This is a genomic window from Myxacorys chilensis, from assembly GCF_059505265.1.
Window position 1 is genome coordinate 1 of sequence record NZ_JCACKG010000011.1, and the last position, 16345, is coordinate 16345.

Sequence of the window (16345 nt, forward strand, 5' to 3'; positions counted from 1 at the left end):
CGTTCAAAACAATCTCATCCTCCTCATCTTACGTTTTATTTGGTTGAACTACTTAGTCTTTGGTTTGTCAATATGCCAAAGACTTAATTGTTTACACTCAAGTCATCAAATCAAAACTTTTTGCTTAGTGTTCAAATGGCCCTTCAGAACGCTAAGCTTTGCTGTGCTAATACTTAAGCGAGATGTCAATCTTGTTACAACAGAAACTACTCGCTTTCTTCATCTTAACTAAAAAGTAACTTCAAGAAAACTTCGTGAACATCCTGAGAATTATGGTCAATCATGGCAGGTAGTCAAGCGGTCTTCTTGTATTAACTCAGATTTGACATTGCGCAGCACTGGTATCAATTGATTGTTATGTTGCTCAGTCGCCATTTTTAGAAGTGTGACTTTCTCTTGCTCTTTTTAGGAAAAGGAGCATTGAACGGCTGACATGATATGAAGCTTTACTCAATCAGGTCGGTTAGGATTCCAACCTAAATTACTTGAACTGATCCAGCGCCTTTGCAAACCAAGTGGAGTTCGCTTTCACGCTAAATAACTTGCTCAACAATTAGGTTAAAGACAAAATGCGTTCTCACTTCCTGCCTCGGTTTCTCATGATTGGTTTAACGTGCGTAATGTTCACTTGTGGCGTCGCTACCTCTACAAGGGCAGCCTCCATTGATCCTCCACCAGGATCAGGAGCGCCTGGTAGTACGGTTGGGGGTGGTTCTCGTCCTTGATCCTCTACCTTGTACCATCCTTGTCGGTTGCCTAGAGTGAGATCGGAAGTCTCAGCTATTAGGTCTCAATCCCCAAGCAGATTGGTTCAATACGTCTCAATACACCTAGAGTAGGCGCTGAGATGAGGGAAACTAATCTCAATCAACGACGATCGCTAGCTCTATACCAATGCCAAATCGTGGTATGGAAACTTCGGTAATTTCGGTTGACAGTAGAAGTTTTTTTGCAGGTAGACAAACTGAGTGCCTAGCTCTAAAGTTTTTGAATGAATTAGCGCAAGGCGTAGCTCCGAACCTTTGGAGCGTTGCGACAGATAGTTCACGCTGCCGAGCACCCTTATCAGCATCTCTATGTGGCGAAGGTTGGGAGAGAAATTTGTTCAATGGCGTTGCTTCGGTGCAATGGCGATCGGCTCTTCGGCAACGGCGATCGCACTGCAATTGACAGGAGCATTCCAACTGCTGGAGCTAGCAACCTTTGATCAATGGATTCGGCTGCGCCCGACTGCGCCGATTGATCGTCGGGTTGTGCTGGTCACGATTGATGAGCAGGATATTGCGCGATTGCGTCGTTCTGCGATTTCGGATGAGACATTAGCAACGCTGCTGCAAAAGCTCAAGCAGCGTCGCCCAAGCGTCATTGGGTTAAATCTCTATCGCGATCTGCCGGTCGAACCGGGGCATCAGGCACTATTAGATGTTTTTGCTACGACTCCAAACTTAATTGGGGTGGAGAAAGTGCTGAGTGCGCCCAATGACTCCGCGATCGCACCCCCGCCGATTTTGCGCGATCGCGATCAAGTTGCTGCTAGTGATTTAGTCCCCGATATCGACGGGAGAATTCGACGCGGGTTAATCTCAATGCGCATTAGTAGCTCGTCTGGAAAGCAGACCAAAACAATTCTCACGTTGGGAACAAAGCTTGCCTTAATCTACTTAGCGTCGAAGCAGATTGAACCAGAAAGAATTGATCCGAATGGGACGCGCATTCGGCTGGGCAAAACACAACTCGTAGCATTAGAAACCCACGAAGGGGGGTATGTGCGAGCCGATGTTGGTGGCTATCAGATTTTGACGAACGTCCGTCGAGAGTATCTAGAGTTCCCTAGAATTTCGCTAACGGATGTTTTGCAAGATAAAATTCCTGCCAATTTGATCGCCGGGCGGATTGTTTTTGTTGGGGCTACGGCTGCCAGTTTGGGAGGTCGGTTTTATACCTCCCAAACCACGAGTGTTGAAACTCAATCATCGGGTGTAGAACTGCAAGCGAGTCTTGCTAACCAGTTAGTCAGCGCTGCTCTCGATGGAGGGCCTTTGCTAAGGGGCATTCCTGAGCCGCTTGAGTGGAGTTGGATTTTTCTATGGTCGTGTGTCGGCACTGGGTTGGGCGGACTGCTGCGATCGCCCCGTTCAGGCATGGTTGCCATTCCCTTGACGGTAGTTGGATTATTTGGGGGGGTGTATATTCTGTTTCTAGGCGGCTGGTGGCTCCCGACCGCTTCAGCGATCGCAGCGTTGGGTGGCGCTGGATTAGCCAGTCGAGGACGGCTGATGTGGAAACAGTTGCAGCAATCTAATCAAGCATTAAGTGACTATGCAAAAACGCTAGAACTCAAAGTTCAGGAACGCACTCATGAACTGATTCAGCAAAACTTAGTGTTGGAAAGAGCAAGGCAAGAAGCAGAGGCAGCCAATCGAGCGAAGACCACTTTTCTTGCCAATATTAATCACGAGCTGCGAACGCCACTATCCATTATTTATAGCAGTAGCGAACTGATTGCCTACGACAAATCACTCAACCCAAAACATCGAGAGCGATTATCGACTATCGATCGCAGCGTACAACACTTATTGGATCTGATTAACAGCGTGTTGGAGTTAGCTAGACTAGAGGCAGAAGTTGTAGAACCTGAGCTAGAACTTGTATCCTTGTGGACCGAATTAGAAGCGTTGCAACTCATGTTTCGCCCTCAAGCCGTGGCAAAAGGACTTGAATTTTGCTGCGTTTATGCTCCTGATCTGCCAAAAATTATTCAAACGGATGGGCAAAAGCTGCGGCAAGTTTTGATCAATTTGCTGAATAATGCAATTAAATTCACCGATAGTGGACGGATTACGCTACGAGTTTTTTCCTGTCCTGCGGCTCAAAGAAATTCTGAGCAGTTGCATTTTGAAGTTGAAGACACTGGAGCAGGGATTGCCCCAGATGAATTAGATCAACTTTTTCAGGCGTTTGTGCAAACAGAGTCAGGGCGTAAATCGAGACAAGGAACGGGATTAGGATTAGCGATCAGCCGTCAGTTTATAAAGTTGATGGGCAGTGAAATTCAAGTTCAAAGCAAGATTGGAGCAGGAACTATATTCTCATTTGCGCTGCCATTACAAACAATTAAACCTATTAAATCTATTATCTAATTATGCATTATTTGATTGTGCAACGCATCATATCAACCGCGCTGCAACTTGCACTTTACTTAATTCCCGAACTAATCGATTTGCTTGCTGTAAATACAATGGGAATGGCAACTGAATAGGTAATGTAGCCATTAATCCTCTAGCAGTGCTGATGTCGCATCCTGATATCCGTGCGATCGCGACGGCTCCATCAAACGCTGCATCGTGAGACATCGCTCTTTCGAGCTGCACCGTGTGCGATCGCGGCGCTAATACTCCCTGCTCAATGCTTTTGAGTCCTTCAATTGGCGTAATTACGATTAAGCGATCGCTCATTTGCAAGCGAATGTCGTCTGAATGCATCATTTGAGCACGCTGCTGAGCCGCTCGTTGATGCAAAATCGGGATAATGTCGTAGCCGTAGGCAATCCCTGCTACTAGCAATCCAAAAAGGCGATAAAGTTTTGTAAGCGTTGAGTTAGCAGTTCGTTGAGATTCTCTTGGGCAGAGCGAGCGATAATCCGGATTTTAGAGTTGAGCAATCGCACCGCAAACGCCGCTTCAATGTTGGTTTGTTCGTCGCTGGTGACAAGCAGAATCGCTCGATAGCGATCCAGTCCAGCTTGTTCTAGAAGCGCAGGTTGACAACAATCGCCGAGAAAAAATTCGTCAATTGAGGCAGGTAACTCTGGCAGTTCCCAGTGCTGAACTTCGGCGATGTCGATCGCGTTAACCATAACCCCAAATTCTTTCAGAACCGCAACACAGTTCTGTCCTAGTCCTCCAAGTCCACACACCAGGAAAGCGTCGTCACGAGTTGATTCCTTCATAGACTCAAATTAAAGAAGTAGGAGCGATCGCGAGCCTCAGTCGAGTGGGGAGAAGATTGTATCAATAAAAACAGTTGTGACTCGATCTAGCCACACCGCTCAACCAACTCAACTTCGGGAGTGCGTCCGACGCGGATAGCCGTTACACGGTCATTCTCCGTTTCAAAAATGATTCGATAGTTCGGCTGATTAGCAGGCGTTACAACGAGGTTTTTGCCGTTTTGAAGGTACTTATCGGGCATCACTTGAGTAGTACCCGCGTAGGCTTTTTCAACCTCAGCTTGACTAGCTCCGACTCCTAACCCTACGGCAGTTTTGATACCACCCTCATCTACAATGTCGGCTCGAACCACTTTGCCTTGATTCAGCATGAGTTCGACTCCTTTGAGCATTAGTGTTTGGGGCTTGGCATAATAGCAGCTTTGGTCAGCAAGATTCTTAGGCAAGGGTTCTCCTTGTAATGTTTGCAAGGGCGAGGCGATCGCAGTAGATGCGTCATTCACGGTCATCCCAATCGCGATTGCACCTACTCCGTCTGCCCGCAATTCCACAGACTGGGCTTGGGTTGAGGGTGTAGGAGTCGATGAAGGGGTATTTGTACAAGCTGCGATCGTTGAGGCAAGCAGGATTCCTATCAACATCGGAACGGTTCGCGCTAGCTGAGCCACAGAGGTGGCGCTTAGAAAAAGTCTTTGGTTTATAGATTCTGTCATGGATGTTTCCTAACGGTTTAAGTTAAATCAGCCCTACTAAATCAGTCCTACTGTGTCGTCCTACATTTCATCTGGTCTAGGTTCCTGAAACCTTCTGTACTAAGGCTTTACACGCTCCTTCTAGAAGATTTGCGTGCGGTTTTCAAAAAACCAGATATTCTGTTGTGGGTCTCCGAATTTTTCCTGATAGAAAGCGATTTGTTCTGTTAAAGAATACAACTCCATTTCAGCAACGCGCCGTTTGTCCTCTTCCTTTAAGTACGAACATCGTCCCCCATGTTTCCTCCCCCATTCATTGCCCAGCCTGACTTTAACGTTGTTTCTAATTCACTCGCTCAAATTGCTCACCATATCAAAGGCTTGAACCGTGCCTCTGAAGTTGCGCGAAGCGCTACTCGCCCAGAGCGAGTCAATCAAAATCTAAACGTGCTTCCTGCCGTTGCTCACCCCGAACGAAACGGTCAGCGTCCTGAATTTTCTCGCCCAGCTTTCATCTCGCCTCAGCGCGATTCCTGTGGAGTTGCGCCCTGCGCCAATCGGGCGACGCCGCGATCGGGTGGTCAACTTTATGCTCAACGCCTCGCCGCTCTTCGTGAGGGAAAGCTTTACACCCGGCTGCCGATTGATAGTTTTAGTGATGCGTGGCAGCAAACCTCACAGCAGCCAACGTACAAGCAATGGCGTGACCTCCTGGCTTTAGAAGCAAAAGCAGTGTCTGCTCGGCAATCGAGCCGCGATTTGTCGGTGTTGCTGGGTGATTCACTCAGTTTATGGTTTCCCAGCGATCGCTTGCCGAGCGACCAACTTTGGTTAAATCAAGGCATTTCTGGCGATACGACTCGCAACATACTGGCGCGATTGTCTGCTTTTGGGAAAGCTCGTCCTAAGCTGATTTATTTGATGGCAGGCGTCAATGACTTGAAGTTGGGAGCCACCGATATAGAGATTGTGTGGAATTTACAAACCATTGTGCGACGGCTGCGAACAGCGCATCCTCACGCTCGACTGATTGTGCAGTCGATTTTGCCAACGCGATCGCCGATGATCCAAAACGCCCGAATTCCGGTGATCAATCGGCAGATCGCCGCGATCGCCCAGCGAGAAGGCGCGACCTATTTAGATTTATATTCTCAGTTTGTGGCGCAAGATGGCGAGTTGATGCCAGCCTACACTGTAGATGGAATTCATCTCAGCGCTCAAGGCTACGAGCGGTGGCAATCAGTGGTACAACGCTCAGAACTGCGCCTCGCGCGAGGCACTTAAAGGAGATTCAGGATGAGGATGGTGTCACTTTTAAGAACTGCTACCAATAGCGTCTAACATTGCTAAATAAAAATCTTTTCTCTATTTGTAGCGTCTCTTGAAGATGATCATGTATCTTGTACTTTAGAGCTAGACTATTAGATAAAGTATAAATGTACTGAATTCTAACGCTAGTCAAAGTTCATCCCTCATTCTTCATCCCTATCATGAACGTTCCTCGCTTGCATCCAGATACGATCGAGCAAGTCAAACAACGAGCCGATATTGTCGATGTCGTCTCTGAACATGTTGTGCTGAAGAAGCAAGGGAAAGACTTCACGGGCTTGTGTCCATTCCACGATGATAAGTCTCCCAGCTTTAGCGTCAGTCCTAGTAAGCAGTTCTACTACTGCTTTAGCTGCGGAGCAGGTGGAAACGCCATCAAGTTCTTAATGGAACTCGGGAAACGCAACTTTAGCGAGGTCGTTTTAGAGTTAGCCAAAAAATATCAAGTTTCAGTTCAAACGCTTCAAGTCGAAGAACGACAAGAACTCCAGCGACAAATATCGGTTCGTGAGCAGCTTTATGAAATTCTCGCGATCGCGGCCAAATTCTACGAACATGCGCTGCATCAGTCTCAAGGACGCGCCGCGCTCACCTATTTGCGGGAAGATCGTAAACTTAGTCCGGCAACGATTGGGCAGTTTGGGTTGGGCTATGCTCCGGGCGGATGGGAAACGCTGCACGGTTATTTAGTCGAGCAGAAAAAATACCCGGTGGCGTTGGTGGAGAAAGCCGGATTGGTGGTGCCGCGCAAAACAGGCGATGGCTACTACGATAGGTTCCGCGATCGCTTAATGATTCCGATCCACGATGTGCAAGGACGGGTGATTGGATTTGGCGGTCGAACCCTGAGCGACGAACAGCCGAAGTATTTGAATTCCCCTGAAACCGAGCTATTTGATAAAGGAAAAACCTTATTTGGGTTAGACAAGGCACGCGCCGCGATCGCAAAACAAGACCAAGCTGTGGTCGTGGAAGGCTACTTTGACGTGATTGCTCTTCACGCTGCCGGGATCGCTAACGCGGTTGCGTCATTGGGAACGGCGCTCAGTATTGCCCAAGTTCGGCAACTCTTACGCTACAGCGAATCGAAGCGCGTGATTTTTAACTTTGACGCCGATCGCGCTGGAGTCCAAGCGGCAGAACGCGCCATCGGAGAAGTTGCTGCGCTTGCCTATCAGGGAGAAGTCCGGCTTCATGTTCTCAATATTCCTGACGGCAAAGATCCAGATGACTTTCTCAAGGCTCATCCCTCCAAAGACTATCAATCCTTGCTCGATCAGGCTCCGCTTTGGATTGACTGGCAAATCCAGCAAGTCTTGCTGCATAAAGACCTGAAGCAGCCGAATCACTTTGAGCAAGCCGCTGTAGAAATCGTGTCGTTGCTGGGAAATTTGCCAAATCCTAACTTGCGGACGCATTACATTCAGCACGCTGCGGAATTGTTAAGCCAAAATAACAGCCGACTGATGCCGCAAATTGAGGAGAACTTGCGGCTGCAAGTGCGTGGTCAACGCTGGCATGGACGATCGCAAAAATGGCAAACTCCCGGCGATCGCACGCTGCTTGAAGAATGCGAATCTCAACTGCTGCGAATTTATCTTCAGTCGCCAGAGCATCGCCGCCTCATTACCGAAGCGCTGGAGGCTCAGGACTTAGACTTTAGCCTGTCGCACCATCGCTTTTTGTGGCGACAAATTCAAGAGATTCAGAAAGACCAGAATCCCTCTGATCTAATGGAACAACTGCGCGATCGCTGCACCGAGTTTCCCCGCGAAATGAATCAAGTGTATGCGCTGTTTGAGCTAGACGAAAAAACGCAACTGGATGTTCTACGATCGCCGCTCGTCATCCGCTCTGCTCTTGCGGGAATGGAGCAAGTCATGTGCGACAAACGCCGCCGTCATTTTCTGGATCTCTGGAAAGCCACCGATTGCGTCGCCAGTCCAGAGTTAGGACAGTACTACGTTCAGAAGATGCAGGCGGAAGACCAGCGACTCAAAGAACTCGATCGTCAGCGCCGCACAAATTTTGCTGATCTAGTAAAGGTTCCTCTAGCGCAGTCCTTCTAGTCGCAGTACAGCTTAGTCACAGTAGAGGCTCTCGCGGGTATTGCGTCCTGTCGTAGGATTCGTTCCCGTTGCAATTTTACATAGCACGGCTAACGCATCTGGTCTGACCTGAACATCGGTAAAATCTGCCCCGTCGATCGTTGCGCCGTCAAACTTAGCGTTAAACGCAAAGGCTCCTTCTAAGATGGCATTGGTTAAATTGGCATTCGTCAGCCGTGCTGCGTCCAAGGTGCTGTTGCTCAAATTTGCGCCTTCAAGATTGATCCGCTCCAAATTTGCTCCAAAAAAGCTCACGCCTCGAAGATCGGTATGACTAAAATTCGCATCCCGAAGATTTGATTTTGTAAAACTTGAATCCGTCAGCACCTGTCCTGAAAAATCTTTACCAATCAAAAATGCCTTGTTAAAATCTTCTGCCAAGGCAGGGGCAGAAAGTCCTCCAACCATCACCGCCAACATTAGCGTGATTAGCGCAAAGCGCAACGGCGTAGGAACTGCGCTCAGCATCTTTTGAAGCAGGGTAAAGCGTTTAAAGATCGACGAAGCACGCGAGAGAAAGACAGCGTTTCTACAACTCATTTTCGATAAGTCAAACCAAAAGGGTGATTAGCACTCATATTCGGGAATGTTTGAGACAGAGCGCGAGTACACTTGGCGCAGTGAATCGTTCTGATCCTCGTCTCACCGTGCGTCTCACAATCATTGCGTCTCAAAATTCCATTTTTGATCGTACCTGATGTGGACTCCCCTACACCTTCTGATCAAACTAACTTAGGTCAAACTAACTTAGGACTCCTAGGCGAAACGTTTGTTGCCACGTGGCTACGATCGCACGACTGGCAAATTTTGCACCAACGCTGGACGTGCCGCTTTGGAGAACTCGATCTCGTCGCACAACTGCCCAAAGAAAATTCCCTGATTGCGTTTGTTGAGGTGAAAACCCGCAGTCAGGGAAGTTGGGATGAGGATGGGCTGCTGGCAGTCACGCCCGCAAAGCAAGCAAAACTTTGGAAAACAGCACAATCGTTTCTAGTGAAATATCCTCACCTTGCAGATTATCCGTGCCGCTTTGATGTCGCGATCGTTAAACGCCGGAAGGCTCCATCAAAGCAGGCTGTGAGGAAGAGTTCTCAGTTTAGTCAGGTCGTCGCAGGGCACGAACTCACCCTACAAACTTACGTCCCTAACGCATTCACACAACTCTAAACCAGATAAAGCAAGAGTCTCTAGGCAAGAGTCTCAGGACAGTAGCCCAACCCCTGCACAAACTGTTGACGAAACTCCTCGATTTCAACACTATCCGGCATTCCGTGAGACACCACCGCAACCTGATAGCGCTGCATCACTTCGACTGGAGACTGACCCGTTTCAAGTCCCCACAGCACCATCTGAATCCGAATCCCTGGCTGATAAGGAATGCCCAACTCTTTCATAAACGCCTGAAAATCGCCGTCTTGATCCGCATCAAGCGCGTGATCCATCTTGACTCTAACGACCCAACCGTCGATTTGGTGAATGACAGTCATATAGCTGACGGGCAGCTGAGTTCTTCCGTGGAGAAACTCAACAATTCTCAGGGTGAGACTGGCATTCGCCAAATAGTAGAGATATTCCATAGAACTGTCCTTACCCAAGCAAATGCTACACCTCTTATGTTCAGGCTAACCTTGAGTTTCCGGTAGGGGAGAAGCACCCGATATCCTATAGGGAACCTCACCCATATCCGCGATCGATCCAATCCAGTAAATGATGAACCTGCACTCCGGCTCACCCTCACTGAACAACCGCTCATGATTTAATTGGGATGTTGCTGTGAAGGAACCTTCTGTGGATGCTGACCAGTTACTTGCCAGTTATGACTATTTTTTGCCAGAGGGGCAAATTGCTCAATCTCCCGCCACGCCTAGAGATCGGTCACGTCTCCTCGTGGTGCAAGATCAGCAACAGCACTGTCATCAGGTTTTTCACGAGCTGCCTAATCTCCTTAGGTCAGGCGACCTTCTAGTATTTAACAACACCCGTGTGATTCCGGCACGTCTTTATGGTCAAAAAACAACGGGTACCGCCGTAGAAATTCTTCTTCTGGAGGAACAGCAGCGCAATCAATGGTTAGCGTTGGTTAAACCCGGTAGACGCCTGAAGCCAGGGAGCCAAGTTGTGTTTGCCTCTCACCAGGAAACAGATGTCCATCTCACGGCTTCAGTTGTGGCAAGCGATGAAGCAACCCGAGGCAGAATCTTGAAATTCGAGGTGTCGGATGGGCGATCGCTGCTAGAAGTGGTCGAGCAGTTTGGTCAACTCCCGCTTCCACCCTACATTACCCAAGCTGGCTCCCAGCCTGAACAGTATCAAACGATCTATGCCGATCGCTTGGGTGCAGTCGCGGCTCCAACGGCTGGGTTACATTTCACGTCAGAGTTATTCGAGCGCCTTGATGCCAAGGGAATTCAACGCGCCTTTGTGACGTTGCATGTCGGTGTGGGCACGTTTCGCCCTGTGGAAGTCGAAGACATCCGCCACCATCAGATGCATGGAGAATGGATTGAAGTTCCAGAAGAGACGGTAGAGCAAGTTCGGCAAACCCAAGCAAAGGGAGGACGAATTATTGCCGTGGGCACAACGGCAGTGCGATCGCTCGAAGGCGCATCTCAATCGGGTGAACTCCGCCCCTATTACGGCAAAACAAATTTGTTCATCTACCCAGGCTATCAGTGGCGCGTTGTAGACGGACTAATTACCAATTTTCACTTGCCAAAATCAAGCTTATTAATGCTGGTAAGTGGATTGATTGGACGGGAACGACTCTTGGCGCTCTACCAAGATGCGATCGCTCAGGGATACCGCTTCTATTCGTTTGGCGATGCGATGCTAATTTTACCCGAAGCAAAGCTCACATCAGATTCATTGGATCAACATCAATCGTGAGGCTGACGGTAGAACCACAAAGCGATCGCAGGTGAGCCAAATCGGGTAATCCAGAAACATCGGCAGCCGGAAACTTGAGCAAAATCTGCCATCGATAGCGTTGAGCAACTCTCAGAATGGTGGCAGGAGCAGGTCCCAAAACCTCATATTCTTCTGAGGGCGATAGTTCTGCCGCCACGCGCTCTGCGGCTTTCTGCACCGCGATCGCGTTTCCTCCACTGATCCGAAATAGTACGAGGCGTCCGTAAGGCGGATAGTGCAGTGCCTCTCGCTGCTGAAGTTCTGCCGCTACAAACGGTTCATACTGCTGCCGCTGCACCGCCTGAATCACTGGATGATCGGGTGAGTAGGTTTGTAGAATCACTCGTCCGGGTTCTTCGCCCCGTCCTGCTCGTCCTGCAACTTGCACTAAGGTTTGGAACGCCCGCTCGCTCGCTCGAAAATCGGCAAGATTTAACAAACCATCGGCGGAGATAATTCCCACGAGCGTCACTTGAGGTAAATCGATGCCTTTGGTGAGCATCTGCGTGCCGACGAGCAGATCGGCTTGACGGTCGGCAAATTGACCCAGAAGTGCCCGATGTGCCCCTTTCGCCCGTGTGGTATCACTATCAAACCGAATCGCTTTTAATTCTGGAAACTGCCGCTCTAACTCTTGGATTACGCGCTGAGTTCCACTACCAAACTGCTTAAAGTAAGGCGAGCCGCAAGACGGACACGCCTTTGGTTGGCCCTGGGCATGATTGCAGTAATGACAGCGCAACAGAGGTTTTGCCGTCTCGTGCGTGTGATGAAACGACAGCGACACATCACAGTTGGGACATTCCATCACATAGCCACAACTCCGGCACGACACAAACGTACTGTGTCCTCGCCGATGAATGAACAGCAGTCCTTGTTGCCCGTGGTCTTTCAGTTGACGCAGCCCCTTTTGCAACGATCGACTGAAAATCGAGCCGTTGCGATCGCGCAATTCTTGCCGCATATCTACCACCTCGATCGTCGGCATCGGACGATCTAAAATTCGCTGCGGCAGCGACAGATAATGCGACTGAGGCTTGTTCTCTTGTGCCGTTACCCAAGATTCGAGCGACGGCGTCGCCGATCCTAAGATCAGCGGACATGATTCTAGTTCGGCCCGCCATCGGGCTACGGTGCGAGCGTGATAGCACGGTACAGGCTGATCTTGCTTAAAACTAGAATCGTGTTCTTCGTCAAGAACAATTAACCCAAGCTTGGGAAGCGGCGCAAAAATAGCCGATCGTGTCCCGATCGCAACTTGGGGCGTTCCGCTCAACATCTGCCGCCACGTATCAAATCGTTCTCCATCAGAAAGGGCGCTATGGTAGACGCAGACTTGATCCCCAAATCTTGCCCGGAAGCGATCTGTGAGTTGCGGCGTCAATCCAATTTCAGGAACTAGGACTAACGCTGATTGTCCCCGACGTAAGATAGGCGCGATCGCTTGCAAATACACCTCGGTTTTTCCCGATCCAGTGACGCCATGCAGCAGAATTTGAGCGAATCCCGTCGTTTGACGAATTTCCTTTAACACTGCCGCCTGAGTGTCTGTGAGCGATTTTTCTCCCTCTTCACCCACATCCGGAGCGTATTCAGATCTCAACACTTCTCGTGGCTGCAAAATTAGGCAGCCTTGCTGCTCCAATTTTCTTAGTGTCGGCGCGGTTGTTCGACACAGTTGCAGCAGATCCGTCATCCACATCTCGCCGCCTTGCCGCTTGAGAACTTCCAAAATTTCTCGATAACGATCGCTAATCTCTCCTTCTATAGAAATTAGCGTGACCGCTTGACGCAATTTGGGTCGAACGTTAGCAGGAGGTTCTAAATAGCTCTCCACCACATTCGCCTTCAACAGCTCTTGTAACCCTCGATACGCACCCTGAACCTGACGCTGAATAAACTGCCACGAATAATCTTTCGTTTTGCTCAATTTTAGAAGAGACAGAATGTGCTGAGCCGCAGGCGATCCGGTTGTTTCGTCTGTTGCGTTCCCCAGAAGCCGGATTCGACGCTGCGATCGCGCGAGCAATCCTGGCGGTAAGGCAACCTTGACCACTTGCATCAGCGACGTGTGATAGTACTCTGCGACCTGATTTAAGAGCGCCCAATACGATGGCGGAAAAAAGCCTGCACTAACGATCGCATCGACTGATCGAATTTGATCTGCATCTAAATCATCTGGTAAGACATTCAGTAAACGAACCGCGATACCGCCTACTTGTTGTGTACCAAATGGCACGCTCAGAATGTCACCTACTTGAATGGCAGACTCGATTGGCAAGGCATAGGTGTAGAGTCCCTGTGTTCCTGGGCAATCGACTAACACTTCCACCCAGCGATTGGAATTAGCCGCGCCTAGCTCCGCCAGACCAGAAGAAGCATCAGTAGAGAAGAAGTCAAGCATACTGGCAGTCATAGACGGAATAGATTCGGAGTCAAGCACCCGCAATTCTACAGCGCTGATCGCAAATTCAGTGACCAAGGAACGACAGGAAGCCTTGGCGATGAGCGGAGAATTCGGGGCTGATAGACAACGCTGCGCGATCGCTCACTTCGTAGATCCCCCACATTTACTACTCGTGGTGCAGATATATGAGCAAGTAGTGCAAGTAAACTACTTCTTCATTTTAGCGAGTGACCGAGTTTACAGAATAAGGCATCTCCGCGACAAGCGCTGTGAAATCGTAGCAGCAAGTTCCCTTTGTGTTAGAAACTACTCATTTTAGTTTTAGAAACTACTCGTCTTGGTTAGATCTTCCTTGCCGCTTTTCCCACCATTGGTAGAGATGAAAATCTAATTCTGTGTGAGAGGCTGTTATAGCAGCAAACAAAAAATAACAAAACGCTGCCGCAGCACTTTAGTTGCGCGGCATACCAAAAAAATTGGTGTCGTCGCTAGAATCTAAAGTGATCCTGAGAATTAAAGCATTCAAGGATCTCCATCCTGTTCTGTTATGGAGTCGAGGATTCGTCAAGTTGATCTTAACGTGTTGAACCTCAGCTTCCGACCTGAGCTTTTGATTAAAGGATCAGCAAAGAACTAATTCTAGAAAGGCACCTGAAGGTAGATTTCTGTCTCTCTCGTGACTTAACCTTTCTCAAGCGTTTTAGTTTCTTCTTTAGCCTTTTGTAGCTTATAGATTTACGGTGTCAACGTTCATTTTTTTAATATTAATTTGGATGGCTGAAATCGTTAATTCTAAAGATACGGAAGCAGCAGAAAGTAATTCTCTTCTGAAACGAAAACTCGTTGAGTAAAGCTACATCAATAATACGGCGTTGATATGAACGAGCAAAGCAACAGTTCTCGCACAGAAACTCTTCCCAATCGTACTTTGGACTTTGTGATTAGTGAAGCCGACTCAAATCCTGCTGACTCTCAGCACTTGGAGCCAGACATAGATTTTTCAGAAGTGCTTCCGAATGAAGGGGACACTGATTTCGATGGGTTAGAGGGTATCGCGGACGATCTAAGCGGTCCGGATGAAGTCAAGGATGCGATCGATCAGATTGCTTCGGCTCGGTCAGCAGGATATAGCAAAACGGTTGCAGATGATGCCGTGGGTGCTTTCTTTAAAGAAATGGCACGCTACCCTCTGCTAAAAGCTGATGAAGAAGTTGAGTTAGCGCGGCGAGTTAAGTACATCGTTGAGATGGAAGAGATCCAGCGACAACTCTTTCAAGAACTGGGGCGCACTCCTACGAGAGCCGAGTTGGCCGAGCGAGTTGGCTTAACCGAGCGGCAGCTTGAGAGTCGATTGCACCGGAGCCGGGTCGCGAAGCGGAAAATGATTCGCTCCAATCTTCGCCTCGTGGTCTCGATCGCAAAACGCTATCTCAATCGCGGCGTACCGTTCTTAGATTTGATTCAAGAAGGAGCGCTAGGTTTGAATCGGGCGACCGAAAAGTTTGATCCCGACAAGGGCTACAAGTTTTCGACCTACGCTTACTGGTGGATTCGTCAGGGGATCACTCGAACGATCGCGAATGATGCCCGCACAATTCGTCTGCCAATCCACATTGTTGAGAAGCTCAACAAACTGAAGAAAGCCCATCGCGAACTTAAGCGAGAACTGCATCGTAACCCGACTGAAGCAGAACTTGCGCAGTCTCTAGAGCTAACTGTTGAGCAGCTTCAACACCTCCAGCAAGTCCGCCGTCAATCGCTGTCATTGAACCATCGGGTTGGGAAAGGTGAAGACACCGAGTTAATGGATCTCCTAGAAGATGGGGATACGCAATCGCCAGAGTCTCAGATGAGCGAAACGATGCTCCGTCAGGAGATTTGGGATGTTTTAGGTAACGTGTTGACTCAGCGCGAGAAGGACATCATTTCGTTGCGCTATGGTCTGACCACCAGTAAGCCTTGCACCCTGGAAGAAGTAGGTGGCATGTTCAATCTTTCACGAGAGCGAGTCCGCCAAATTCAGAGTAAGGCAATGCGAAAGCTGCGTCGTCCTCAGATTGCGGAGCGATTAAAAGGTTGGTTGGGCTAGAACAGTAATTAGTTTTAAGATATGAGTTTTGGGTGACTACTGTGGCTCAAAACTCATATTCTTTATGCCTTCCAACTTAGCAATGTTCAAAATTCGTTCTGCAATCTCTTCGGATGTCCCTGAGATTTTCTCGCTCATTCAAGCTTTGGCAGAGTATGAGAAATTAGCGCATCAGGTCACTGGCTCAGCTGAAGAATTGGCGCTGCATTTGTTTGGTAATCCTTCCAAACCAGGTGGCACGTATGTTGAAGCGATCGTAGCCCAATCGTCTGATCAGCTTGTCGGATTTGCCCTCTTCCTCCATAACTATTCCACCTTCCTCACCAAGCCCGGACTCTATCTTGAAGATCTTTTTGTTCTGCCCGACTACCGAGAAATGGGGATCGGTCGCGCCTTGATTACAAAGGTCGCTGAAATCGCGGTTGAACGAAACTGCGGGCGCGTGGAGTGGAGTGTGTTGGATTGGAATAAAAGCGCGATCGCATTCTACCAACGCATCGGAGCTACTGTTCTCCCAGACTGGCGCATCTGCCGGGTGACAGGAGATGCTCTCCAGCACATGGCGCAACCCAAGCCTTGAAACTCTGCCAATTTCCCGTATTCTGTAAGTAATCTCCTATTAGTCTTGGAGGATGTGATCGTGGCAATTTGGGTAAATGAACAGCTTGATCCTGTTGGATTAGTCTATGCTTGCATTGCTTGCCGTGACGAAACTCAAGCCGAAGCCTGTCATCAATCGTTTGATGACAATCTCACCGACACTCAAAAAGCAGAAGGCTGGAGCGCTCGCATCCGGCAAGTTGACTCTTGGGATGAAGTGCCTGTCAATTCTTTAAAGCTGGACTAACGATCGCGTCAGTGTAG

Annotated in this window: 14 protein-coding genes; 8 read left to right on the top strand and 6 right to left on the bottom strand. The window is 48.9% G+C overall.

Annotated features, from left to right (window positions below):
* Window positions 1-1076: 1076 nt before the first annotated feature.
* Complete coding sequence (locus tag AC5JLB_RS00540) at window positions 1077-3140, top strand: CHASE2 domain-containing protein (protein WP_495871907.1); 2064 nt, start codon at window positions 1077-1079, stop codon at window positions 3138-3140.
* A gap of 27 nt (window positions 3141-3167) precedes the next feature.
* On the opposite strand, the gene AC5JLB_RS00545 is transcribed toward AC5JLB_RS00540, so the two are convergent.
* The 3 genes from AC5JLB_RS00545 to AC5JLB_RS00555 form a co-directional block, all read right to left on the bottom strand.
* Window positions 3168-3563, bottom strand: a complete 396-nt coding sequence (locus AC5JLB_RS00545; RefSeq protein ID WP_495871908.1) for a hypothetical protein — start codon at window positions 3561-3563, stop codon at window positions 3168-3170.
* Window positions 3557-3949, bottom strand: a complete 393-nt coding sequence (locus AC5JLB_RS00550) for an NAD(P)-binding protein (protein WP_495871909.1) — start codon at window positions 3947-3949, stop codon at window positions 3557-3559. Before AC5JLB_RS00550 ends, AC5JLB_RS00545 begins: the two co-directional genes overlap by 7 nt.
* Before the next feature lie 86 nt (window positions 3950-4035).
* Window positions 4036-4662 (bottom strand): hypothetical protein, encoded by a 627-nt coding sequence (locus tag AC5JLB_RS00555; protein ID WP_495871910.1) that lies wholly within the window; start codon window positions 4660-4662, stop codon window positions 4036-4038.
* Window positions 4663-4938: 276 nt separating this feature from the next.
* On the opposite strand from AC5JLB_RS00555, the gene AC5JLB_RS00560 reads away from it, so the two are divergent.
* Window positions 4939-5925, top strand: coding sequence for a GDSL-type esterase/lipase family protein (locus tag AC5JLB_RS00560; RefSeq protein WP_495871911.1), 987 nt, complete (start codon window positions 4939-4941; stop codon window positions 5923-5925).
* Between the two features lie 206 nt (window positions 5926-6131).
* Window positions 6132-8039: a DNA primase gene (gene dnaG / locus AC5JLB_RS00565; RefSeq protein WP_495871912.1), complete on the top strand. Its 1908-nt coding sequence runs from the start codon at window positions 6132-6134 to the stop codon at window positions 8037-8039.
* Window positions 8040-8051: 12 nt separating this feature from the next.
* Here dnaG and AC5JLB_RS00570 read toward each other — a convergent pair whose 3' ends face one another.
* On the bottom strand, window positions 8052-8618 hold the full coding sequence (locus AC5JLB_RS00570) for a pentapeptide repeat-containing protein (protein WP_495871913.1): 567 nt from the start codon (window positions 8616-8618) through the stop codon (window positions 8052-8054).
* 159 nt (window positions 8619-8777) lie between these two features.
* Between AC5JLB_RS00570 and AC5JLB_RS00575 the strand changes: the two genes are divergently transcribed.
* A complete protein-coding gene (locus AC5JLB_RS00575; RefSeq protein WP_495871914.1) occupies window positions 8778-9245 on the top strand; it encodes a YraN family protein in 468 nt (155 codons plus the stop codon).
* Between the two features lie 20 nt (window positions 9246-9265).
* On the opposite strand, the gene AC5JLB_RS00580 is transcribed toward AC5JLB_RS00575, so the two are convergent.
* Entirely contained in the window at window positions 9266-9655 is a 390-nt protein-coding gene (locus tag AC5JLB_RS00580; protein WP_495695705.1) for a hypothetical protein, read from the bottom strand.
* A 196-nt stretch (window positions 9656-9851) separates the two neighbouring features.
* On the opposite strand from AC5JLB_RS00580, the gene queA reads away from it, so the two are divergent.
* Window positions 9852-10964: a tRNA preQ1(34) S-adenosylmethionine ribosyltransferase-isomerase QueA gene (gene queA, locus AC5JLB_RS00585; protein WP_495871915.1), complete on the top strand. Its 1113-nt coding sequence runs from the start codon at window positions 9852-9854 to the stop codon at window positions 10962-10964.
* Here the strand turns inward: queA and priA are convergent.
* Window positions 10930-13467 (bottom strand): primosomal protein N', encoded by a 2538-nt coding sequence (gene priA, locus AC5JLB_RS00590; RefSeq protein ID WP_495871916.1) that lies wholly within the window; start codon window positions 13465-13467, stop codon window positions 10930-10932. The two genes, queA and priA, sit on opposite strands and share 35 nt — an antisense overlap.
* A gap of 802 nt (window positions 13468-14269) precedes the next feature.
* Between priA and AC5JLB_RS00595 the strand changes: the two genes are divergently transcribed.
* The 3 genes from AC5JLB_RS00595 to AC5JLB_RS00605 all read left to right on the top strand — a co-directional run bounded on the left by AC5JLB_RS00595 (window position 14270) and on the right by AC5JLB_RS00605 (window position 16328).
* Window positions 14270-15481 (top strand): RpoD/SigA family RNA polymerase sigma factor, encoded by a 1212-nt coding sequence (locus AC5JLB_RS00595; protein ID WP_495871917.1) that lies wholly within the window; start codon window positions 14270-14272, stop codon window positions 15479-15481.
* A 64-nt stretch (window positions 15482-15545) separates the two neighbouring features.
* Window positions 15546-16061, top strand: coding sequence for a GNAT family N-acetyltransferase (locus AC5JLB_RS00600; protein WP_495871918.1), 516 nt, complete (start codon window positions 15546-15548; stop codon window positions 16059-16061).
* Window positions 16062-16121: 60 nt separating this feature from the next.
* Window positions 16122-16328: a glycogen debranching protein gene (locus tag AC5JLB_RS00605; protein WP_495695710.1), complete on the top strand. Its 207-nt coding sequence runs from the start codon at window positions 16122-16124 to the stop codon at window positions 16326-16328.
* Window positions 16329-16345 lie beyond the last annotated feature (17 nt).